General features: G+C 66.0%; 22 protein-coding genes. 6 read left to right on the forward strand and 16 right to left on the reverse strand.

Annotated features, from left to right (window positions below):
- Positions 1 to 22: 22 nt before the first annotated feature.
- The 6 genes from TQ38_RS06500 to TQ38_RS06525 all read right to left on the reverse strand — a co-directional run bounded on the left by TQ38_RS06500 (position 23) and on the right by TQ38_RS06525 (position 6,418).
- Positions 23 to 994: a type II secretion system F family protein gene (locus TQ38_RS06500; protein WP_043976242.1), complete on the reverse strand. Its 972-nt coding sequence runs from the start codon at positions 992 to 994 to the stop codon at positions 23 to 25.
- 41 nt (positions 995 to 1,035) lie between these two features.
- A complete protein-coding gene (locus tag TQ38_RS06505; protein ID WP_043976240.1) occupies positions 1,036 to 2,310 on the reverse strand; it encodes a pilus assembly protein CpaE in 1,275 nt (424 codons plus the stop codon).
- 3 nt (positions 2,311 to 2,313) lie between these two features.
- Positions 2,314 to 2,970 carry a CpaD family pilus assembly protein gene (locus TQ38_RS06510; protein ID WP_205316081.1) on the reverse strand — a complete coding sequence of 219 codons (657 nt, stop codon included), beginning with the start codon at positions 2,968 to 2,970 and terminating at the stop codon, positions 2,314 to 2,316.
- A gap of 14 nt (positions 2,971 to 2,984) precedes the next feature.
- A complete protein-coding gene (locus tag TQ38_RS06515) occupies positions 2,985 to 4,601 on the reverse strand; it encodes a type II and III secretion system protein family protein (protein ID WP_043976449.1) in 1,617 nt (538 codons plus the stop codon).
- Positions 4,602 to 4,615: 14 nt separating this feature from the next.
- The gene (gene cpaB / locus TQ38_RS06520; protein ID WP_043976236.1) at positions 4,616 to 5,626 is read right to left on the reverse strand and encodes a Flp pilus assembly protein CpaB; all 1,011 of its coding nucleotides are present in this window, start codon (positions 5,624 to 5,626) and stop codon (positions 4,616 to 4,618) included.
- Positions 5,627 to 5,716: 90 nt separating this feature from the next.
- Complete coding sequence (locus TQ38_RS06525; RefSeq protein WP_043976234.1) at positions 5,717 to 6,418, reverse strand: prepilin peptidase; 702 nt, start codon at positions 6,416 to 6,418, stop codon at positions 5,717 to 5,719.
- Positions 6,419 to 6,524: 106 nt separating this feature from the next.
- Between TQ38_RS06525 and TQ38_RS06530 the strand changes: the two genes are divergently transcribed.
- The 3 genes from TQ38_RS06530 (at position 6,525) to TQ38_RS06540 (ending at position 8,886) form a co-directional block, all read left to right on the forward strand.
- Positions 6,525 to 7,517 (forward strand): alpha/beta hydrolase, encoded by a 993-nt coding sequence (locus tag TQ38_RS06530; RefSeq protein WP_043976233.1) that lies wholly within the window; start codon positions 6,525 to 6,527, stop codon positions 7,515 to 7,517.
- A 5-nt stretch (positions 7,518 to 7,522) separates the two neighbouring features.
- Entirely contained in the window at positions 7,523 to 8,614 is a 1,092-nt protein-coding gene (locus TQ38_RS06535; protein ID WP_043976232.1) for an FAD-binding oxidoreductase, read from the forward strand.
- 89 nt (positions 8,615 to 8,703) lie between these two features.
- Positions 8,704 to 8,886 (forward strand): DUF1508 domain-containing protein, encoded by a 183-nt coding sequence (locus TQ38_RS06540; RefSeq protein WP_043976231.1) that lies wholly within the window; start codon positions 8,704 to 8,706, stop codon positions 8,884 to 8,886.
- A gap of 3 nt (positions 8,887 to 8,889) precedes the next feature.
- Here TQ38_RS06540 and TQ38_RS06545 read toward each other — a convergent pair whose 3' ends face one another.
- The 4 genes from TQ38_RS06545 to ispH all read right to left on the reverse strand — a co-directional run bounded on the left by TQ38_RS06545 (position 8,890) and on the right by ispH (position 12,516).
- Positions 8,890 to 9,996 (reverse strand): FUSC family protein, encoded by a 1,107-nt coding sequence (locus TQ38_RS06545; RefSeq protein ID WP_240197975.1) that lies wholly within the window; start codon positions 9,994 to 9,996, stop codon positions 8,890 to 8,892.
- A gap of 78 nt (positions 9,997 to 10,074) precedes the next feature.
- A complete protein-coding gene (gene rnhA / locus TQ38_RS06550) occupies positions 10,075 to 10,509 on the reverse strand; it encodes a ribonuclease HI (RefSeq protein WP_043976230.1) in 435 nt (144 codons plus the stop codon).
- Positions 10,506 to 11,510: a homoserine kinase gene (thrB, locus tag TQ38_RS06555; protein WP_043976228.1), complete on the reverse strand. Its 1,005-nt coding sequence runs from the start codon at positions 11,508 to 11,510 to the stop codon at positions 10,506 to 10,508. Before thrB ends, rnhA begins: the two co-directional genes overlap by 4 nt.
- Before the next feature lie 13 nt (positions 11,511 to 11,523).
- On the reverse strand, positions 11,524 to 12,516 hold the full coding sequence (gene ispH, locus TQ38_RS06560; RefSeq protein ID WP_043976227.1) for a 4-hydroxy-3-methylbut-2-enyl diphosphate reductase: 993 nt from the start codon (positions 12,514 to 12,516) through the stop codon (positions 11,524 to 11,526).
- A gap of 68 nt (positions 12,517 to 12,584) precedes the next feature.
- On the opposite strand from ispH, the gene TQ38_RS06565 reads away from it, so the two are divergent.
- Positions 12,585 to 13,247 carry a hypothetical protein gene (locus TQ38_RS06565; RefSeq protein ID WP_043976225.1) on the forward strand — a complete coding sequence of 221 codons (663 nt, stop codon included), beginning with the start codon at positions 12,585 to 12,587 and terminating at the stop codon, positions 13,245 to 13,247.
- Positions 13,248 to 13,283: 36 nt separating this feature from the next.
- Here TQ38_RS06565 and TQ38_RS06570 read toward each other — a convergent pair whose 3' ends face one another.
- The 6 genes from TQ38_RS06570 to TQ38_RS06595 all read right to left on the reverse strand — a co-directional run bounded on the left by TQ38_RS06570 (position 13,284) and on the right by TQ38_RS06595 (position 17,045).
- Positions 13,284 to 14,057 carry a 1-acyl-sn-glycerol-3-phosphate acyltransferase gene (locus tag TQ38_RS06570; RefSeq protein WP_240197976.1) on the reverse strand — a complete coding sequence of 258 codons (774 nt, stop codon included), beginning with the start codon at positions 14,055 to 14,057 and terminating at the stop codon, positions 13,284 to 13,286.
- Complete coding sequence (locus TQ38_RS06575; RefSeq protein WP_043976224.1) at positions 14,054 to 14,500, reverse strand: Fur family transcriptional regulator; 447 nt, start codon at positions 14,498 to 14,500, stop codon at positions 14,054 to 14,056. The genes TQ38_RS06570 and TQ38_RS06575 overlap by 4 nt, the downstream gene beginning before the upstream one ends.
- Positions 14,501 to 14,693: 193 nt before the next feature.
- The gene (locus TQ38_RS06580; RefSeq protein ID WP_043976223.1) at positions 14,694 to 15,140 is read right to left on the reverse strand and encodes a MucR family transcriptional regulator; all 447 of its coding nucleotides are present in this window, start codon (positions 15,138 to 15,140) and stop codon (positions 14,694 to 14,696) included.
- Between the two features lie 168 nt (positions 15,141 to 15,308).
- Complete coding sequence (locus TQ38_RS06585) at positions 15,309 to 15,767, reverse strand: GNAT family N-acetyltransferase (protein ID WP_043976220.1); 459 nt, start codon at positions 15,765 to 15,767, stop codon at positions 15,309 to 15,311.
- Complete coding sequence (gene tsaB, locus TQ38_RS06590; protein ID WP_082057736.1) at positions 15,764 to 16,456, reverse strand: tRNA (adenosine(37)-N6)-threonylcarbamoyltransferase complex dimerization subunit type 1 TsaB; 693 nt, start codon at positions 16,454 to 16,456, stop codon at positions 15,764 to 15,766. The genes TQ38_RS06585 and tsaB overlap by 4 nt, the downstream gene beginning before the upstream one ends.
- Before the next feature lie 13 nt (positions 16,457 to 16,469).
- Positions 16,470 to 17,045 (reverse strand): NifU family protein, encoded by a 576-nt coding sequence (locus TQ38_RS06595; RefSeq protein ID WP_043976218.1) that lies wholly within the window; start codon positions 17,043 to 17,045, stop codon positions 16,470 to 16,472.
- A 180-nt stretch (positions 17,046 to 17,225) separates the two neighbouring features.
- Between TQ38_RS06595 and TQ38_RS06600 the strand changes: the two genes are divergently transcribed.
- Both TQ38_RS06600 and TQ38_RS06605 read left to right on the forward strand, forming a co-directional pair.
- Positions 17,226 to 20,162: a pitrilysin family protein gene (locus TQ38_RS06600; RefSeq protein ID WP_043976216.1), complete on the forward strand. Its 2,937-nt coding sequence runs from the start codon at positions 17,226 to 17,228 to the stop codon at positions 20,160 to 20,162.
- A 211-nt stretch (positions 20,163 to 20,373) separates the two neighbouring features.
- Positions 20,374 to 21,747, forward strand: a complete 1,374-nt coding sequence (locus tag TQ38_RS06605) for a class II 3-deoxy-7-phosphoheptulonate synthase (protein ID WP_043976442.1) — start codon at positions 20,374 to 20,376, stop codon at positions 21,745 to 21,747.
- Positions 21,748 to 21,832: the final 85 nt, after the last annotated feature.

Consider the following 21,832-nt stretch of genomic DNA (forward strand, 5'->3'; position numbering starts at 1 on the left):
GGGTGTTGTCCTGCCTTCTCGATCAGATTTCGAAGCTGACCATCTTGGCCATGATGAAGGCGCCGATGCCCATCCAGATCGCGCCGCCCATACCGGCGACCATCAGGCGTTCGTCGACCATGAATTCGCCGATATACTTGGGGTTCACCCAGTAGATCATGATGGTGACGATGAAGGGCAGCGAGCCGACAATATAGGCCGAGGCTTTGGATTCCGAACTCATCGCGCGGATCTTGAGCTTCATCTGCGCGCGCTTGCGCAGCACGTCGGAGAGGTTCGCCAGCGTCTCGGCGAGGTTGCCGCCGGTTTCGCGCTGGATCGCCAGGGTGATGCAGAAGAAGTTGAACTCGGGGATGCCCAGGCGATCGGCGGTTTCCTGGAGGGCGTCCTCCATGGTCTTGCCCACTCTCATGCGGTCGGTGACCAGTTTGAACTCTTCGCCGACGGGGCCGGGGACTTCCTGCGAGACGATCGTCAGCGTTTCGGAAACCGGCAGACCCGAGCGCAGGCCGCGCACGAGCAGGTCGATGGCGTCGGCGAACTTGATGGTGAAGGCGTTGGTGCGCTTCTTGACGAAGAAATTCAGCACCATGTGCGGCAGGCCGGCGCCCACGAAAGCCCCGAAGGCCAGCCCGAGGAACAGCGCTCCGGTCTTCAGGAACAGCAGTAGCGCAATGGCGCTGCCAAGGCCGAGCGAGCCGTAGAGGTACTGTTTGACAGTCCATTTCTTGCCCGAGCGGTTCAGGCGCAGCGCGAGCGCTTCCGTCCGCGAGCCGGAACCCGCGATATGGTGGCCCTTGGGCTTGCGCGCAGCCACGGCTCTGCGCATCTGCGCTTCGAGCCGGTCGCTGCCGCTCGCCGAATGGCGGAAGCGCACCGACTTCAGGCGGCGCGTCGATTCCTTGGCCGGCGAGGGCCCTGAAAAGGCTGCCCAGAGCAGCAGCAGCACGCCGGAAAGGCCCGCTGCGACCGTGATGAGCTGGAGGAAGTTCATAGCCGTGCCGTGCCTTTACGCCCGAGCCTGCCCGCAGCGCATCAATGCGCTGAGGCCTGCGCCTTCTTCTTCGCTTTGGGCATCATCGACTTGAAGTCGATCTTGCCCAAAAGCGATGCCTTGGGAGCCGAAACCATGTGGTCGTCGCCGGTATCGGCGATGGTCGCGGCCAGATCGCGCATCACCGAGCCGGCCTTGCTGGCGCGGTTGGCGTCGGCGAAGGTCTGGCCCAGCTTTGCAGCCATCGAAGCGGCCTTGAGATCGTACGGGATCATGAGGTCGATCTTGGTTTCGATCGAAGCCTCGAAATCGGCCTTGCTGATCTCGGCCAATGCGGTCTGCACCTTGTTGGCGACGATGATGATGCGGGTCTGGGGTGCATTGCCCTTGAACCACGACAGCATGCGGATCGAATCGCGTGCCGAGGCCAGCGTCATCTCGGTCACCAGTACCACCACGTTCACGTTCGCGACCAGCTGCGGGAAGTTGATCAGCATGTTGCGCGGCATGTCGATGACGGTCATCTCGAAGGCGGAACGGAATTCCTCTTCAAGCTGAACGAAGGCCGTGCCGTCGGTCATCAGCGGGGTGTTGATCGGCGCCTCGGCCGAGAGGATAGCGAGGTTGTCGTTCGCACGGATCATGGCGCGTTCGATGAACAGGCCGTCGATGCGGCTGGGGTTCTCGATCGCGTCGGTGAGGCCGCGGCCCGGCTCCAGGTCGAGGCACAGCGCGCCCGTGCCGAAATGGATGTCGAGGTCGAGCAGCGCGGTCGGCAGCTTGTGGTCGGCGCTGAACAGCCAGGCAAGCGAGGTCGCCAGGGTGGAGGCACCGACGCCGCCGCGCGTGCCGATCACGGCGGTCGAGATGTGCTGCTTGGAAGCCCCCGCGTCCTGCACGCGCGGCGCGGCGAAAGTGGCCTGGGCCTGGGCAAGCGAATCGCGCACGTGCGAGGGCTGCAACGGCTTGAGCAGATAGTCGTGGATGCCGCTGGCGATGAGATCGCGGTAAAGGCGCACGTCGTTGACCTGGCCTACCGCGACGACGACCGTTCCCGGCTCGCACACTTCGGCAAGGGCGTTGATGTCGCTCAGCGGATCGCCGCTTTCCGACAGGTCGACCAGCAGGATGTTGGGACTGGCGGTGATCGACAGCGACTGGACAGCGCTACGCAGACCGCCCTTGTTGCACTTTTCCGATTGCCAGCCGAGGTCGGTGGCAAGCGTGCGCACCACGTCGAGCGAGGCGTCGTCGCACAGGAATGCTGCGAACTGGTCGCGGCTGCCGGGGCCGCCGGATTTCCAGGGTGCGTTCATGGCTCAGTTCCCCTTGGTGCCGGTCTGGGAGATGGTGCTGCCCTGGCCGGTGGTAGGTGCGTTGCGATAGGCGTCGATGGCTTTGTTCGAGGTCATCACAACCGTGGTGCCGGTATCCCGCGCGCCGTGGATCAGGTCTTCGGGGTTGGCGACCATCGCGGCCATGTTCGCATTAGTCGCGCAGCCGTAGTTGGTGGACAGGCCGTTGGTGGGATTGGCGTCGCTGTTCGCGGACCAGTCCGGGCAGCCGGCCACGGTCGCCTTGAAGCGGGTCACGAACACGCGGGCAGTGCCCGGGGCCACGTAGCCTGCGCTCTGCGGCGTCTCGTCGCTGAGGAAGATGCCGTAGCGCGAGGCCACGGCCTCTACCGCGCCGCGCGTCGCCGGGCTGGCGGCCGGATCGTCGATATAGACGCGGTCGCCGTGCTTCAGGCCCATGGCGTCGAACCAGCCGGCAAGGCGTCCCTGTTCGCCATAGGCAAGGCCGCTGCCATTGCCGCCGCCCGTCGTCAGGTCGAGCGTGTAGTCGGTCCTCTCGACCACCGGCTGGTGGACCGATTCCATCGAGCGGTTGGAGGGGATGCCGCCGCAGCCGGCAAGAGCGAGAGCCAGCATCGGTGCGAGGATGAGCCCGGCGGGCGCGAATGTGCGGTGTCGCATGGAGTTCATCTTTCTCACTTCAGGCTGAAGCCGGGCTTGGCGGTATCGCCCGCCGCGGCGCGCGAGGGGGCCTTGCTTTCGGCCGCGCCGAGGCTGGGCGCCGGGGCAGGGCCGGTGGGGGCCTGGCTCGGGCCGGGCCGCTTGGTGCCGCTGACGCCGTCGCTACCCATGTTGCCCAGCAGGCGCTGGAGTTCATTGGGCGAATTGAAGCCGTCGGTCGGCAGCGCGATCTGCGAGCCGTCCACCGGATTGACGAGGTAGGGTGTCACCACGATCACCAGTTCGGTTTCGCCGCGCCTGTAGCCGGTGGAGCGGAACAGCGAGCCGAGGATCGGCAGGTCGCCGGCGCCCGGCATCTTCTGTATCGAGTTGGCGGTGTTGTTGCTGAGCAGGCCGGCGATCATGAAGCTCTGGCCCGAGCCGAGTTCAACGGTCGTCTCGGTGCGGCGCACCGTCAGCGCGGGGATCGTGTAGCCGCCAAGCGAGACGGCGCCCTGGGTCGACAGTTCCGATACTTCCGGGCGCACGCGCATGGAGATGCGGCCATTGGCCAGCACGGTGGGCGTATAGCTCAGGCTCACGCCGTACTTGCGGTATTCCACCGAAGTCGCGCCGAGGCCCTGGCTGATCGGGATCGGGTATTCGCCGCCTGCGAGGAAGTCGGCGGTTTCGCCCGAAAGCGCAGTCAGGTTGGGTTGGGCCAGCGTGCTGACGAGGCCGATGGTCTCGCCCGCGTCCAGCGCGCCGAGCAGGTTGACGCCCAGCAGCTTCCCGGCGAAGCCCAGGGTAGTGCCGGTCGACGTCGCAGTGACGTCGGACCCGGTCAGGTTGGCCAAGGCTCCGGTAACCGGGTCAAACCCGACCTGTCCGGCTTCGCCGTTCCCCCCCACGCCGAGCACGCGGCCGGGATTGAAGTTGTTGCCGATAGTGCCGCCCTGTCCGACGCCGAACTTGAAGCCGCCCGTTCCGTCCAGCGTCGCCAGCTTGACGCTCAGCGACTTGACCAGCGAGCGGCTGACTTCCGCGATGCGCACCTGCAGGTTGACCTGCAGAGGTGTCGCCATGCGCAGACGGCTGATGACGTTGGCGTCCTTGCCGGAAAAGGCCTTCACGAGGCGCTCGGCCTCGGCCGCGTCTTCCGGATTACGCACAGTGCCGGTCAGCAGGAACGTGCTGGAACCCATGGTCGAAACCGCGATCTTGGCCTCGGGCATAGCCAGCCGCAGCATGGAATCGACGCTGTCGAGGTTGGAGCCGACGCGGACCGTGCCAGACCAGACCACCGCGCCCGCCGCATTGCTGGCATAGACGGTGGTGGTGCCGCCGCCTTTGCCGAAGACGTAAAGCTGGCGCGCCGATTTCACCTGCACGTCCGCCACCGATTCGTTGGCGACGAACACGTCGGTCATGGCGCCCGCCACGTTGATGAGCTGGCCGTTGCCGATCGACAGCGTGATATCCTGCGCCGGGCGCACGACCGAAGGGCTTGCCGACTGGGCGCCCGCCGGCGCGGCTATGCCGGCGGCCAGGGGCGTGATCGCGCAGGCGGCGACCAGTATGCTCTTGAGAAGAGTGGGCTTCATCGTGGTGCCCCCAAAGGCGGTGAAACGGGCGGCAGCGGGCCGCTGCATGTGGCGAATGGTCATCACGGCTTGCCCACGGGTTCTTCGGTGGTTTCCTTGCCGCGCGTAACGCGCACCACGGGTCCGGTCCGCACCGGCTGGCCGCTTGCGGAGACAACCTGAGGGGCAGCGCCGGTGACCGGGGCAGGCGCGGAGGCGGTTGGCATGGTCGAGCGCTGGAAGCGCGAGACGTCGCCGCCGGTAACGTAAGTGGTGTTGCCTTCCAGCGGCTTGCCCATCGCCTGCTTCATCAGCGATTCTTCCTGCTCGCGCGTGGCGCCTTCGGGAACCTTGACGTCGCCGTTGGCGAGGATGCGTTCGAATTCGCCCTGGTTGTCGGCGATGGCGCGCAGCGACAGGCTGATCTCGCCGATCTCCTGCGCGACGGCGACCTTTTCGGCGATGCGCGGAGTGACTTCGAGGGTGACGGTGCGGAAGGCGTGAACCACGGTCTTGCCGTCGACGACTTCGCTGTCGGTGGCCTGATCGGTGGCGAGCACGCGCAGGTTGCGCAGGATCGTCTCGGCGGTGCGCAGCGAATCGCCGCTGCCTTCGCCCTTGACGTCCTGGGTAAGCATGAGGTCGACGCGGTCGCCCGGGAACACGAAGCCGCCGACGCCGGTCTTGGCGGAAACGGGGATGGTGATGGCGCGCATGCCGGGGGCCAGCGCGGCGGCAAGGAAGCCGCGGTCACCGGGGGCGACGAGCGAACCTTGGGTGAGCGGCTGGCCGGCCGTGATCGGGAAGCGCACCACGGTGCCGAGCAGCTTGGACATGTCGGCCTCGCCCTCGATGTAGTAGGCGTCCTTCACCAGCTCGTCCGGCCATCCCTGGAAGGACACCGAATCAGCGGTGATGATCGTGCCGACCGGCAGCGCGCGCTGGGCGACAAGGACCTTGGGGCCCTTGGGCTGCGCGGCCACGGCTTCGGCCTGCGGCGCGGCGCCGCCTGCGAACATCGACCTTGCTGCAAATGCGGTGAATGCTGCGATGAGCAGCGCCACTGCGAGCAGCACCACCTTCTTCCTGTCCATGGCTGGATAAGCCCCTTGAAAAACCCCGAATCTCAGCAAGCCTTATCGGGTAAATTGGTTAAGAACGGGTTCACCCCGTTGAGGCGCGCATCAGGCCGCGAAGCGGGCCGCCGCAAGCGTCTGTGCGCCCATCACCCAGAGCCCGGCGGCGGCGATGGCAATGCCGTAAGGAATTTCGAGCCGCGACTTCTGGCGGCGCATCATGTGGCGCAGGCCCGCCATGAACAGTATCAGGACCACGATTACGCCCAGCATAAGCGCCCAGAAACCCGGCAGCCTGTCGAACAGGGCCGAGACGGTTTCGCCGCTGACGATCGGACGGCCGGTCGCCACCGCGAACACCACGGCGCAGGCGCCCCATACCCAGGCAAGCGCGGCAACACCGGCAAGGGCGTCGCGCACCGATTCGCCGGGCTCGCGCTTCATGTTTAGGGCGGCCATCGCGATCGAGCCGCCGCCGCCCAGAAGCGCCATCAGCACCACCAGGTCCCAGAAGCTGGACGGTGTGAACCACAGCGCCAGCGCGCCCAGCAGCTTCACGTCGCCGCCGCCCATCTGTCCTGCGACGAATAGCAGGCAGGCAACCGCGAAAGTCACGGCGGCAACGGTCAGCTGGAGCGCGATATCCAGCGGGCCAAGGCCCATCGCCAGCCACCACAGCGGCGCGGCCAGGGCGATGGTCAGGTTGAGCCAGTTGTTGATCTCGCGCCGGCGCAGGTCGGTCAGCGCCGCGGTTAGCAGCGCCGTTGCCAATGCGGCCAGCAGCAGATACGAAAAAACGGCGCCCGTCATGCGATTGTCCCTTTGGATCGGGATCTCTGTACTCCGGGCACCACTACCAAATAGTAACCAAGACAGCCGCCCGTCCGAATGAGCCATCTTTTAGCGATATCCCCGAGTGACATCCGCCATCGAGACCATCCTCAAGTCCGCAGTCCCTTCGTCCGCAGCCCGGCGCGCGATCCCGCCCGAGGCGGTCGAATCGCGCTGGTCGCTGCCCGATGGCCACGCGCTGCGCCGGGTCGATTGGCCGGTCGCCGCTGAGGGGCAGCGGCGCGGCTCGATCCTGTTCATGCCGGGCCGGGGCGATGCCTACGAGAAGTGGCTGGAGACGCTGGACGGCTGGCACCGCGAAGGCTGGCAGGTCACTTCGGCGGACTGGCGCGGGCAGGGCGGGTCGGGCCGGCTGGGCCGCGATGCGACGACCGGCCACGTGTCCGATTTTTCGGTCTGGGTGAATGATTATGCCGCGCTTTTTGCTGACTGGGCGGCCAGCACCCCGGGCCCGCACATCGCAGTGGGACATTCGATGGGCGGGCACCTTGTGCTGCGCGCGGTGGCGCAAGGCGCGGTGAAGCCCGATGCGGTGGTCCTCTCCGCGCCGATGCTGGGTATTCATCCTGCGTGGATTCCCGCCAGTGTTCTGCACCCCGTGGCGCGCGGCATCGTCGCGCTGGGCGATCCCAGCCGTCCGGCGTGGAAGGGCGGCGAGAAACCCGGCGCCGCGCCGCGTGCGCGCAGCCTGCTGCTGACCCACGACGATGACCGCTACGACGACGAAGAGTGGTGGCGCCGCGCGCGCCCTGCGATCGCCATGGGTCCGGCAAGCTGGGGCTGGGTGGAACGCGGCCTTGCCTCGATGCATATGCTGGAATGCTCCGGCGTGCTGGAGGCGGTCACCGTGCCGGTGCTGCTGCTGGGCACCAGCATTGATGCGCTTGTTTCCTGGCCCGCGATTCGCCGTGCCGCCGCGCGTCTGCCGCAAGGCGAACTGGTCTCCTTCGGCAGCGAGTGCCGGCATGAGATCCTGCGCGAAGTCGACCCCGTGAGGGACCGCGCGCTGGACGCCATCAAGGACTTCCTGAACCGGCACGCCCCCGCTAGGGGCTAAGCGCAATGGATGCAGCGTTTGATATCGTCATCGTCGGTGCCGGCATGGCCGGCGCATCGCTTGCCGCCGCGATCGGCGAGCGGGACGATGCGCGTATCCTGCTGGTCGAGGCGGAGGAACGGCCCGGTCATCATGCCACCGGCCGCTCCGCCGCGTTCTGGACCGAAAGCTACGGCGGCCCCGGCGTACAGCCGCTGACTACGGCCTCCGGGCCGGTGCTGCGGGACCTTGGCGTGCTGACGCCGCGCGGGGCGCTGACCATCGGCCGTGCCGGGCAGGAGGATGACGTTGCGGCCTTCGCTGCGCGCTACCGCGCCGTTGGCGTCGAAATCGAACTGCTGGACCGGGCGGGCCTAAACGCCCGCGTGCCGAACCTGCGCGCGGACTGGACCAGCGGCGCGTTTGAGCCCAGCACTTGCGACATCGACGTCGCCGCGCTGCACCAGCACTACCTGGCGCGGGCGCACCATCAGGGCGCGCAGCTATGGTGCCGCGCCGGGCTGCTCGGGGCCGAGCGCACCGCTTCGGGCTGGATGCTGGCGCTGGCGGACGGGCGCCGCGTTGCTGCGGGCATGCTGGTCAATGCCGCCGGGGCCTGGGCCGATCCGGTGGCGCGGCTGGCAGGGCTGGGCCCGCTGGGCATTGCGGCCTATCGCCGCACCGTGGCCCAGATTGCGGTCGACGGGTCGGTGCCGGGCGATCTGCCACTGGTGCTGGACGTGGCGGGCCGCTTCTACTTCAAGCCGGAGAGCGGCCGCCTCTGGCTCAGCCCGCATGACGAGACACCCAGCGCGCCCTGCGATGCCGCGCCCGAGGAGATCGACGTGGCCTTGGCCGTCGACCGTTTCGAGCAGGTGGTCGACTGGCCTGTCCGCCGCGTGGAGCACCGCTGGGCGGGCCTGCGCTCCTTCGCCCCGGATCGGCTGCCGGTCTATGGTTTCGCCCCGCAGGATGCGGCGTTCTTCTGGTTTGCGGGGCAGGGCGGCTTCGGCATCCAGACCGCGCCTGCCGCCGCCGATCTTGCTGCGCGGCTGCTGACGGGCGCGGGCCCCGGCGCGGTCGACCCGGCAGCATATGCGCCTGCTCGGTTTACCTGAAAAACGCTTGAGAAGCCTTTAGCACACTTGCATCGCGGCGCTGTGCTTGCTCCTCTCTCGACTGGGAACAAACCCCTGGGAGAGTCGCGATGGCCCACCGTTTCGAAATCCGCAAGAACAAGGCTGGCGAGTTCGTCGCCTACTTCTGCTACAACTCTGAAACCATGTTCTGGACCGAAGGCTATTCGAGCAAGGCCAGCGCGAAAAGCGCCATCGAATCGATCAAGAAGAACGGCCCTTCCGCAGACGTGGTCGATACCACTACGGATTGACGCCTACTCGGCGTTGTCGGCATCCGGCACCTGCGCCGGGGCTTTGCGGCCCGGAGCCAGGAAGTGCCACGCCAGCAGCACCGGTTCGAGCACGGCCATGCCCACGAACACGCTGACAAGGCGCTGGATCGCCGGGCCGATCCGTGCATCGGCGTAGCTGTCGGGCACCAGCACCACCAGCACGGCCAGCGTGAACTGCAGGCCCAGGTACGTCACCCGGGGCAGGCCGTTCTCGATGTGGCGGCCGATGACGATGCCGATGCAGGTCCCCGCGATCAGCACCGGCGCGCTGCCCTGCGCCAACAGCAGAACGGCAAGGGCCAGCGCGCCGCCGGCCATGCAGCCCAGCGCGCGGTGAAGCAGGCGGCGCGATACCGGGACAAAGCCGCTGGCACCGATCCCGGCGACGGGCACGATCATCACCGCCATGATGGTGACCGCGGCCTGCGGAAGCTCGGGCAGGTCGAACAGTGCATGCAGCAGCGGCAATACCGCAATGGCGAGCCCGGCCTGCGCGGCATGGCGGGCGGCATGGGGCTGCCAGCGCATCCGGCCAGGCGCTGGCTTGCGGTCCGCCCACCAGCGCTTGCCCGCCAGCGCGCCCGCCGTCAGGCTGACGATGGTACAGGCGATGGTGCCTGCGATCACTTCCAGCAGCCGGGTCTGCGCAAAGCCGATGGTGTCGAGGTCTGGGCGGTCGATCTTGTCGAGCAGGATCATCTCGAAAGTCAGGCCGAACAGCAGCCAGGCATAAGCCCGCCGCGCGGTGAGCATGCCGTAGAGCCCAACCGCCCCCACCAGCGCGGCGGCGATCATCGAAAGCGGCAGCGAACGCGCCGCATAAGGCACCACCGCCAGCGCAAGGCCTGAACCCAGCGCGGTGCCGGCGATGCGCATGACGCCGCGCAGCAGTGTTTCGGAAACGTCGCTCTTGAGCAGGACGAAGGCGCTGAACGCGGCCCAGGACACCATGCCCGCGCCCATCGCATGGGCCAGCACGATCGCCAGCATCACCGAGGCGACGCAGGCCCACTCGTCCGCCATGCGCGGGCCGGGAACGACCAGAGCGCTCAGTTCGGCGCGCAGCGAATCCTTGAGGGGCGCTTGCAAATTCCCTCCACAGGGCGGTTCGTTATTTTCCTAACGAAAGGCGGCGGCGTTGACGAGGGTAGTCTCTGTGAGCGAGGCCTAGGCCGCAGCCCTGGCGGCATCGCTGGCGAGTTTGTCGACGCGCTCGTTCTCGACATGGCCGCTATGGCCGCGCACCCACTGCCATTCGACCTTGTGGCGGCCCGATGCCTCGATCAGGTCGTGCCACAGGTCGGCATTGCGCACTGGTTGCTTGCTGGAATTGATCCAGCCCTTCTTCTTCCAGCCGTGGACCCACTTGGTGATCCCGTCGATGACGTATTTGCTGTCGGTGTGGAGGGTGACTTCGCAAGGCTCTATCAGCGCGCCCAGTGCCTTGATCGCGGCGGTCATTTCCATGCGGTTGTTGGTCGTGTCGGGCTCGCCGCCGGACATTTCCTTCTCGTGCTCGCCCATGCGCAGCAGTACCCCCCAGCCGCCGGGGCCGGGATTGCCCTTGCAGGCGCCGTCGGTGAAGATATCGACCTTCTTCATGAGCCGGAAATCTCCCCAAAGATGTTGGCGTTTGCCGGATCGGCATAGAATTCAAGTCGGCGCGCGAAGGCCATCGGGTCCTTGGGCGTCACCAACGCATCGGCCGGCGTGTTCAGCCAGTCGTAAGCGCGGGTGGCCAGAAAGCGCATCGCCGCACCGCGCGCCAGCAGCGGCAGGGCGGCATGTTCAGCCGCGCTTAGCGGGCGCACGGCGGTGTAGCCCGCCACAAGCGCATCGGAGAGCGCGGGCAGGAACCGCGTGCCGTCAGGGCTGAAGCACCAGGCTGCGTGTGTCACCGCAACGTCGTAGGCAAACAGGTCGGTGCAGGCGAAGTAGAAATCGATGAGCCCTGTAACAGTGTCGCCCAGCATCAGGACATTGTCGGGGAACAGGTCGGCATGGATGACGCCGCTTGGCAGATCGCGCGGCCAGCGTGCGGCAAGCAGGGTCAGTTCACGCTCGACGATATGGCCCAGTTCCGGGTGGATCGATTCGAGCCCCTCGCGTCCGCAATCGCGCAGCAGCTGCTGCCAGTCGGCCAGCGCCAGCGAATTGGTGCGCGAGGCCGGGAAATCGGCTGCGGCCAGATGGATCTGGGCGAGGGCCCCGCCTACCGCGCGGGCCTGCGCCGGGGTGGGTTCGGAGACCGAAACGCCGGGCAGGAACTCGATCAGGGCCAGTGCCTTGGTGCCTTCGGGCGTCCGGTGCAGGCGGTGGCTGGCGCCTTCGCTGTCATGCATGGTGCGCGGCACCGGGCAGTCCTTGGCGGCCAGATGGTCGAGCAGGTCGAGGAAGAACGGCAGTTCCGCCACTTCGGTGCGGCTCTCGTACATGGTCAGGATGAAGCGCCGCCCCGATCCGGCCGCATCCTGCGTCTCGATCAGCCAGTTGCTGTTGGAGACGCCCTCGGCGATGCCCTTGGCCGAAACCAGCGTGCCGACGTCGAATGCGGAGATGATGACGGTCATCTCTTCCGCGCCGAGCCGTGTGTAGACTGCCATTGTTACGTGTCCTTCAGCGGGCCAGCTGGCGGGGCAGCTTGAAGGTCATGTGTTCTTTCGTGGTCACGAATTCCTCGGCGTCCACGGCGCGCAGTTCCTTGATGCGGGCGATCACTTCGTTGACCAGTTCTTCCGGCGCGGATGCACCGGCGGTTAGGCCCACGGTATCGACACCGTCCAGCCAGGCCGGATCGATCTCGCTCGCCCGCTGGATCAGCTGCGAGGCTGCGCCTTCGCGCTGGGCGACTTCCACGAGGCGCAGCGAGTTGGAGCTGTTGGGCGCGCCGATCACCAGCACCAGCTGGCACTGCGGCGCGATCTGCTTGACGGCGGCCTGACGGTTGGACGTCGCATAGCAGATGTCCTCGGCCTTGGGCGCGATGACCTCGGGGAAGCGATCCTGTATCGCCTGGATGATCGCGGCGGTATCGTCGACCGAGAGCGTGGTCTGCGAGAGGTAGGAAAGTTCCGTCTCGGACGGGAATTCGAGTGCTTCGACATCCTCGACCGTCTCGACGAGCGTCATGTTGCCGTCGGGGACCTGCCCGAAGGTGCCGATCACTTCCGGGTGCCCGGCATGGCCGATGAACAGGATGTGGCGCCCGGCCTCGATCTGGCGTTCCGCCTGGCGGTGGACCTTGCTCACCAGCGGGCAGGTCGCGTCCAGCCATTCCAGACCGCGCTCGTTCGCGGCGGCGGGCACTGACTTGGGCACGCCGTGCGCGCTGAAGATCACCGGGACGCCATCGGGCACCTCGTCCAGTTCCTCGACGAAGACGGCGCCCTTGGCCTTCAGGCTGTCGACCACGAACTTGTTGTGGACGATCTCATGGCGCACGTAGACCGGCGCTCCGTAAATCTCGATCGCGCGTTCGACGATCTCGATCGCCCGGTCGACCCCGGCGCAGAAACCGCGCGGAGCGGCGATCAGCAGGCGGATGGGCAACAGGTCCTCGGATGAGCCGATTGCGGGCGACGACGTCGTGGACGGAAAGGGCGCGTTCATAATGGGCCCTCTAGCGCTTTGCCGCTTGCATCGCTAGGGCAAGCGCACGCCATCTCGAGGAAGTGACGATGAATGCACGCCGCCTGACTGCCACTGTCCTGTGCTCCGCAGCCGCGATGTCCGCGCTGAGCGGGTGCAAGACCAAGGGGGAGATCGTGGTCGACCAGGGCGTGGGCATTACCTCGATCCGCTCGAAGTGCCCGGCTGTCGGCATTCCCGAGTATACCGGCGACGTTACCCTGTTCCGCAGCGCGGGCGATCGCACCGCCCCGAACATCGACCTTGTCGCGGCGATGACCGATGTGCGCACCCAGTGCAACCAGGACGTCGGCGAAAAGGTCACCGCCAACATCGCCTTCCAGGTGCAGGCCCGCCGTAACGATACGGCCGGTGCCCGCCAGGTGACGCTGCCGTATTTCGTGACCGTGCTGCAGGGCGGCAGCGCCGTCATCAGCAAGCGCGTGGGCAGTGTGACCGTTACCTTTGCCGACGGCGAACAGCGCGGACAGGTCAGCGGCAACGTCAACGCCTTCATCGACCGCGCCGCAGCCACCCTGCCGCAGGAAATCCGTGAGCGGATTACCCGCAAGCGCAAGGCGGGCGACACCGATGCCGCCGTCGATCCGCTGTCCGATCCCGAAGTGAAGGCCGCCGTGGCGCGGTCCTCGTTCGAGGTGCTGGTCGGCTTCCAGCTCGACGATGGGCAGCTGGCTTACAACGCCACGCGCTAAGGCCGTCTTGCGGCCGGGGGCCAAGCCTCTGGCCGTTCAGCTTCGTGCGTCTCGTGCGGCGTCGATCGCCGCGCGGGCGGCAGCTGCCATGCGTTTGCGGTCTGCGCGGTCTTCCGGCGCCAGTGGCGGCAGGAAGTGCACTGTCAGTTCGACGGGGCGCAGCCGCGCGAGGATGCGAAACGCATTGTCCAGCCCCGGTTCCGCGCCCACCCATGCGATGTCGCGGCTTTCCGCGCCGTAATCCAGCCAGATCGGTTGAACCGGAATGGGAGCGGTGTCGGCGTCGTCCTCCAGCGCTGAAAGCAGCGACGATTTGAAAGCCAGGGTTTCGTCGCCATATGACGTCGTGCCCTCGGGGAAGATTGTCAGGGCGCTGGCCTTGCGCAGGGCGCTGCGCACCTGATTGGCCTGGGCGGCCACGCTGCGCCGTTCGTGGCGGGCAATGAAGACGGTGTCGTTCAGCCCGCACAGCCAGCGTAACGGGCCGATCTGGGCCAACCCGTCATGCGCCACGAAAGCGCTGCCGGTGAGCCCAGCCACGGCAGGAATGTCGATCCAGCTGACGTGATTGGCCAGGAAGAAAGTGCGCCGCGCCGGGTGATTTCCGCGCACGCGCAGGCGCACGCCGGCAAGGGCGGCGATGCTTCGCAGGAACCAGCGCGGCACGGGATTGCGCGACGTGAACGGCGCGACAATGTAATAAAGCGCGGTGCAGGCAATCAGCATCGCCAGCATCGCCGTCAGCCGCACGGCGATCAGCGGCCAGCCCCAGGGCGCGATGCGGCCCGGAGCGGGCAGGACTGCGGTCACCTGCGCGGAGGGGCGACGATGCTTTCCGGACGGTCGAGCTTGACGCCGAACAATTCCATCCGGTGATCGACAAGGCGGAAGCCGAGACGCTCGGCAATGGTGCGCTGCAGGGCTTCGAGTTCGGGGTCGACGAATTCGATGACCTGGCCGGATTCGACGTCGATCATGTGATCGTGATGGGCTTCGGGCGCTGCTTCGTAGCGGGCGCGGCCATCGCCGAAATCGTGACGGTCGAGAATGCCGGCTTCTTCGAACAGGCGCACGGTACGGTAGACCGTGGCGATCGAAATGCCCGGATCGATCGCAGTTGCACGTTCGTGCAGTTTCTCGACGTCGGGGTGATCGGTGCTTTCCGAAAGAACCTTGGCGATCACCCGGCGTTGCTCGGTGATGCGAAGGCCGCGTTCGGCGCAAAGGGCTTCGATGTCGATGGGTTGGTGCACGATAGACCTGTAAATATGAATGAGGCGCACCGACCTAGATAGGGCGGTGCGCCTGCAATCACAACCGCAATGGGCGGCCTGTTAGCCAGCTACGGCAGTGGTCGGCACCTTTGTCCCCGAAAAAGCGGTTTTCGGAAGCGTTAGTGCAGGTGCCTTCTGCGCCGCGCGGGCTATTCGGCCGCCGGTCACCGGATCAGGCTACGGCTGCCTTGGGCTTGCGGCCACGGCGCACGTCGGGCTTGCGGCCGAGGCCGATCTTCTTGGCCAGTTCGCGGCGCTTTTCAGCGTAATTGGGGGCGACCATCGGGTAATCGGCGGGCAGGTTCCAGCGCGCGCGGTAATCATCCGGGGTCATGTTGTAATGGGTCATGAGGTGACGCTTGAGCATCTTCAGCTTCTTGCCGTCTTCGAGGCAGACGATGAAGTCCGGCTTCACCGACGAACGGATCGAAACCGCAGGCTCGGGCTTTTCTTCGACGACCGGGGCAATGCCGCCGAGGCCGGCGAGCGCGCCGTAGACGTTGGTGATCAGCGTGGGGAGATCTTCGACGGAAACACTGTTGTTGCTCACGTGCGCGGATACGATGTCCGACGCCAGCGTGATCAACGTTTCGTTCATGTCGGGCTGGATATTATCCATTCTTATTGTCCTTTGGTGCGACCAAGTAGTTCGGGGGGAGGCAAGCCAATCAGGCCCTGCTTATCGTGCATTGGACCGTTCTGATATGAAGTGCAAGTTAATTTCAAATTTGCACACAATTCATGAACTCAGTCCAAAGATGCTGTCATCTATATTGCCTGTTGCGACTTAATCGATGTCACAGGCGAATGTAATCGCATCGAGACGCTGGCCTCCCGGGGTGCGATAGTATTCACGTCTTTCGCCGATAGCGTGAAATCCGACATTTCTGTAAAGTGATTCCGCTGGATTGCCGCGTCTCATTTCAAGAAGCAGCCGTTTCGCCCCGCGACTGCGAGCGCCGATTCGCAGCGTTTCAAGCAAAGCCCGGCCCAGTCCTTTACCGCGATAATGCGGATTAACCGCAATAAGCAGAAGTTCTTCTTCTTCATATCCCGTGCGTGACAAGAAAAACCCGGCTGCCGATTCGCCATCCAGTGGTTCGTGGCCCTGTGCATCTACGAGACTATAGTGGCAATTACCGAACTTGAGCGCGTCTTCGACTTGGCGCCGGTTCCACGCTTCTCCATAAGTCGGGTCGAAAGCGACCTCCATGACTGCCAGGATCTGGTCGACGTCGTCGGTCATAACACCCCTGAGGGCAGTTTCGCGTCTGGAGCGCGGCCGTAGAGTGGTTGAGTGTCGGCTTTCAATACGCTCGCCGCCAACAACGAAAAAGCGCGCGCATCGGGCCAGAGGGGAAGGGCGCGGCCGGTTCCGCGCGCTGCGACCAGCGCCTCGGCCTGATTGCCAGCGACGATGTGCTCCACGGTTTCGATCGAAGCATTGCCCGGGGTGCGCGAGGCGAGCGGGCGGCAACTTGCGCCGTCGCTGTCGAAACCTTCGACAAACCATTCGCCGTGTCCGCCGGTCATGGCGACGCCTACCGCCTGCACGCCTTCGCAATTGCGGGCCATTGCCGCCACGAGCGCAAGTGTCGGGTAGCCGACAAGTTCAGAGCCCCAGGCCATTGCCAGCGCGCGCGCGGCGGCAAGACCCACGCGCACACCCGTGAAGCTGCCGGGCCCCAGTGCGACGGCGATGCGGCTGGCCCGTCCGCGGCCGGGCAGGGCGGCGATCATCGGCACCAGCGCTTCGGCATGGCCGCGGCCCAATACGCGGTAGTCGCCCGCGACAAGCGTATCGCCAGCGAAAAGCGCCACAGAGCAGGCGTCGGTGGCGCTGTCGATCACCAGTGTCGTCGCGGCCGGAGTCGGTTGTGAGGTCAGGGGTATGTCCTCGGCGCTGGCCGTCACGCGTGGTTCTTCACGCAGCATGCCCGAAGCCCGCTCAGGCCGCGCGCACTTCGCTGACTTCGGGGACGTAATGTTTCAGCAGGCTCTCGATGCCCTGCTTCAGCGTTGCGCTGGACGAAGGGCAGCCCGAGCAGGCACCCTGCATCGACAGGTAGACCACGCCTTCGCGGAAGCCGCGATAGACGATGTCGCCGCCGTCGTTGGCAACGGCCGGGCGCACCCGGCTCTCGATCAGTTCCTTGATCTGCTCGACGATGTCGGCATCCGCCGGATCGTCGCCGAAATCTTCATCTTCGGCCGGGACGGAGAAGCCAGCCGCTCCGCCGCCTGCAAACAGCGGGGCTTCCGATACGAAATGATCCAGCAGGATGGAAACCACCTGCGGACGCAGCGAAGGCCACTCGACGCCGGGCGCGGCAGTAACCGAGATGAACTCGGTGCCGAAGAACACGCCCGTCACGTCGCCGAGGTCGAACAGCGCTTCGGCCAGCGGCGATGCGGCCGCGTCCTCGGGCGATGTGAACTCGCGGGTGCCCGCCGGCATTACCTGCCGGCCAGGCAGGAATTTGAGCGTTGCGGGATTGGGCGTGGTTTCGGTTTCAATAAACATGACCCTTGCGATTTAGGTGAAGTCGCCGGAGGGTCAAGGGCAAGACTTGTCGCAACGTGTTGCGTTATGCGCCGAATGGGCGATTTTGTGATAAATAGTGGGCGTTAAGTGGCTTTGGTGCGGTCGTCAGGCCGCGCTATTCACTGGCCCTTAAGGAAACCGCCCCCTATACCTTTTGCGATGAAATCCTCTCCGCGCGCCGCTCGCTCGCTCGTCTGCCTGCTTCTCCTCACCCAGGCACCGATTCCGCCGTTGCTTGCCAAGGAAGCCGCCGGTTCGGCGACCCCTGCGACGGGAACCATGGTGGCGCCGAGTGTCGGCCAGGCCGACCCCTGGCTCTATCGCGGCAGCGACATTCCCCGCGACCCGGAGTGGCACTTCGGTGAACTGGGCAACGGCCTCAAGTATGCGGTGCGCAAGAACGGGGTGCCGCCGGGACAGGTGTCGATCCGCATCCGCGTAGACGCAGGCTCGCTTTACGAAACCGATGCCGAGCGCGGATATGCGCACTTGCTCGAACATATGCTGTTCCGTCAGTCGAAGTACTTGCCCGAAGGCACGGCGATCGCCGCTTTCCAGCGTCTGGGCGCGACGTTCGGCAGCGATACGAATGCGGTGACCTCCACCACCCAGACGGTGTTCAAGCTCGACCTGCCCAACGCCACGCCTACCTCGCTAGACGAAACGTTCAAGCTGATGACGGGCATGGTCACCGCGCCCACGCTTTCGGCCTCGAACCTCAAATCGGACCTGCCGATCGTACTGGCCGAGATGCGCGAACGCGGCGGCGCTTCCAAGCGGGTGCAGGACGCGATGCAGAAGGTGCTCTACGCGGGCCAGCCGCTTGCCAACCGCGAGCCGATCGGCACTGTCGAATCGCTGACCTCGGCTACCCCGGCCAGCGTGCGCGCATTCTATTCGCGCTGGTATCGCCCGGATAACGTGGCGGTGATCGTGGCCGGCGACGTCGATCCGGCGATGCTGGAATCCTACGTCAAGAAGTGGTTCACCGACTGGTCGGCCAAGGGCAAGCGCACGCCCGCGCCCAGCTTCGGCGATCCCGCGCTGCCCAAGGGGGCCGATCCGAAGAACCCGGTGGGCGAGACCCGCGTGCTGGTCGAGCCGGACCTGCCGCCCTCGCTGATGTACGCCACCTTGCGTCCGTGGCGTCAGGTCACTGACAATATCGTCTACAATCAGGGCCTGATGACCGATGCGATTGCGCAGGCGATCATCAACCGCCGTCTCGAATCCAAGGCGCGCGCGGGCGGCAGCTTCCTGTCCGCCTCGGTCAACCAGGACGATGTCTCGCGCTCTGCCGATGCGACGTTCGTTTCCGTCACTCCGCTGGGCGACGACTGGCAGGCAGCGCTGCGTGACGTGCGTGCGGTGATCGCCGATGCGCTGACCCGCGCGCCCACCCAGGCCGAGATCGACCGCGAGGCGGCCGAACTCGACGTCGCCTTCCAGGTGCCGGTCGAGCAGCAGCGCATTCTGCCCGGATCGAAGCTGGCGGACGATCTGGTCAACGCGCTCGACATCCGTGAGACGGTGGCCGCGCCCGCCGACGTGCTGCGCATCTTCCGCGAATCGCAGCCGCTGTTCACGCCCGATGCCGTGCTCAAGCACACCCGCCAGCTGTTCACCGGCACGGTGACGCGCGGCCTGTTCACCGTGCAGGAGGCCGGCAAGGCGACGGACAAGCAGCTGCAGATGGCGCTGGCCGAGCCGGTCAAGGCCGACGCCAGCGTGCGTGCGGTGCTCGCCCCGGTCTCGTTCGAGAAGCTGCCCGCCATCGGCGCGCCGGCCAAGCCGATCGCCGATACGCAGACCGGCTTGCTCGAAATCGAACAGCTGACCTTTGCCAACGGCGTGAAGGCGCTGCTCTGGCCGGTTGCAGAGGAGCCGGGCCGGGTCATGGTCAAGACCCGCTTTGGCGGTGGTTACCGTTCGGTCGACCCGAAAGATGCGGCCTACATCACGCTGGGCAATTACGCGCTTGTCGGCTCGGGCCTTGCCACGCTGGGTCAGGACGATCTCGACCGGCTCTCCACCGGCCGCAAGATGGGCTTCGACTTCGAGGTGAAGGACGCCGCTTTCGAGCTTTCCGCCGAAACGCGCCCGCAGGACCTTGCCGACCAGCTCTATCTTTTCGCCGCCAAGCTCGATCTGCCGCAGTGGGACGTGAACCCGTTCACCCGCGCCAAGGCGGCTGCGAAAATCCAGTATGCCACTTTCGCAACCTCGCCGCAGGGCGTGCTCAGCCGCGACCTGCAGTTCTACCAGCGCGGGGAGGACCCCCGTTTCGCCACCCCCACACCCGACGAGATCGAAGCCACCACGGCCGAGGGCTTCAAGCGCGTGTGGAGCAAGCAGCTCAAGGAAGGCCCGGTCGAGGTCCAGATCTTCGGTGACTTCGACAAGGTCGCCGCCATCGCCGCGCTGGAGAAGACTTTCGGCGCGCTCAAGACCCGCCAGCCTTACGCAGGCGCCGGCACCCCGGCAAAGGTCAACGTGCCCAAGCCTTCCGACAAGCCCGTCACCCTTGTCCACCACGGCGACCCGGATCAGGCGGCGGCGGTGATTTCATGGCCGACCGGCGGCGGTGTCATGGGCATTCGCGAATCGCGCCAGCTTGAAATCCTCACACAGCTGTTCACCAACCGCCTGATGGATGCGGTGCGAGAGAAGCTGGGCGTGTCCTACGCGCCTTACGTCTATTCCAGCTGGCCGGTGGATCTTGCCGCCGGTGGTTCGATCACGGCGATGGCGCAGCTCGACCCCAAGTCTGTGCCGATCTTCTTCCAGACCGCCGACGAGATCGCGCAGAACCTCATCAACAACCCGCCCACCGCCGACGAACTGGCGCTGGTGGTCGAACCGCTGCGCCAGCAGGTGACGCGCGCGGCATCCAGCACCTCATTCTTCATGAGCCAGCTTGAAGGCGCGACCAGCGACCCCTCGCGCATCGGCACCGTGCGTTCGGTGCTGAGCGACTACACGATCACTACCCCGCAGGCGATGCAGGCCCTGGCCGCGCGCTATCTGGGCAAGAACAACTCGTGGCGTCTCGAAGTCATGCCCGAGGGCAAGGAAACGAAGGTCGCCGGCAAATAACAGGCCGTTGCCCCGGAGCTGAACCGGGGCAACGGCAGCCGCCTACCCAATTTCAACCCTCGCGCAACCGATCACGCTGATCGGGCAAACCATCTTTGCAAATATTGCCGCAGGGCGCTATGGGCCGCCCCTTGCTTGCGCTGCACGAGAGACACAAGGCGGCGCGCAAGGCGGCCCGCGCATGGTGCTGCGGGCATCGGGAGTTAAGAACGTGGCAAGCAACTGGACACCGGAGAGCTGGAAGGCGCACGAAGCGCGCCATCTCCCGGTTTATGGCGACGAGGCGAAGCTGGGCGAGGTCGAGACCACGCTTGCGAAGTTCCCGCCGCTCGTCTTTGCCGGCGAAGCGCGCGCCCTCAAGGCGGAGCTTGCCGAAGTGGCCGCAGGCCGTGGTTTCCTGCTTCAGGGCGGTGACTGCGCCGAGAGCTTTGCCGAGTTCAGCGCCGACAACATCCGCGACACCTTCCGCGTCCTGTTGCAGATGGCGGTCGTGCTGACGTTCGCCAGCAAGCAGCCGGTGGTGAAGCTGGGCCGCATGGCGGGCCAGTTCGCCAAGCCGCGCTCCGCACCGACCGAGACCATCGGCGGCGTGGAAATGCCCAGCTACTTCGGCGACATCATCAACGGCATCGAAGGCAACGCCGAGGCGCGCCGCAACGACCCTGAGCGTATGCTCAAGGCGTATGGCCAGTCGTCCGCCACGCTCAATCTGCTGCGCGCCTTCGCGCATGGCGGCTATGCGAACCTGCGCCAGGTGCACCAGTGGACGATGGAACACATCGGCCGCAGCCCCTGGGGTGAGCAGTTCTCGCAGATGGCCGACCGGATCAGCGAAGCGCTTGATTTCATGGCTGCCTGCGGCGTCGATCCGATGACCGTGCCGCAGCTTCAGGGCACTGACTTCTACACCAGCCACGAAGCGCTGCTGCTCCCTTACGAGCAGGCGCTGACCCGCCGCGATTCGCTGACGGGTGACTGGTACGACTGCTCTGCCCATATGCTGTGGATTGGCGATCGCACCCGCTTCGAAGGCTCGGCCCATGTCGAGTACCTGCGCGGTGTCGGCAACCCCATCGGCATGAAGTGCGGCCCCAGCCTTGAGCCGGACGCGCTGCTGCGGATGCTCGACACGCTGAACCCCGGCCGTGAGCCGGGCCGCATGACGCTGATCAGCCGCTACGGCCACGACAAGGTCGAAGCAGGCCTGCCCAAGCTGGTGCGCGCCGTGAAGCGTGAAGGCCATCCGGTGGTGTGGTCGTGCGATCCGATGCACGGCAACGTCATCAAGGCCGACAGCGGCTACAAGACCCGCCCGTTCGAGCGGATCCTGTCCGAAGTGCGCGGCTTCTTCGCGGTCCACCGCGCCGAAGGCACCCACGCGGGCGGCATCCACATCGAGATGACCGGCCAGGACGTGACCGAGTGCACCGGCGGCGCCATCGCGGTTACCGATGCCTCGCTGGCCGATCGCTACCATACCCACTGCGACCCGCGCCTCAACGGTGCGCAGTCGATCGAGCTGGCTTTCGAGATGGCGAACCTGCTCAATCTCGAAGCGACCGAGCGGCAGAAGCAGGCCGCGTAACGGCGGTTCTACCGACACGAAAAAGGGCGCGGGAGGCAATGCTTCCCGCGCCCTTTTTCATTTGTGCGTCCACCCCCACGGTGGA

Source organism: Novosphingobium sp. P6W, from assembly GCF_000876675.2.
Lineage (GTDB): Bacteria > Pseudomonadota > Alphaproteobacteria > Sphingomonadales > Sphingomonadaceae > Novosphingobium.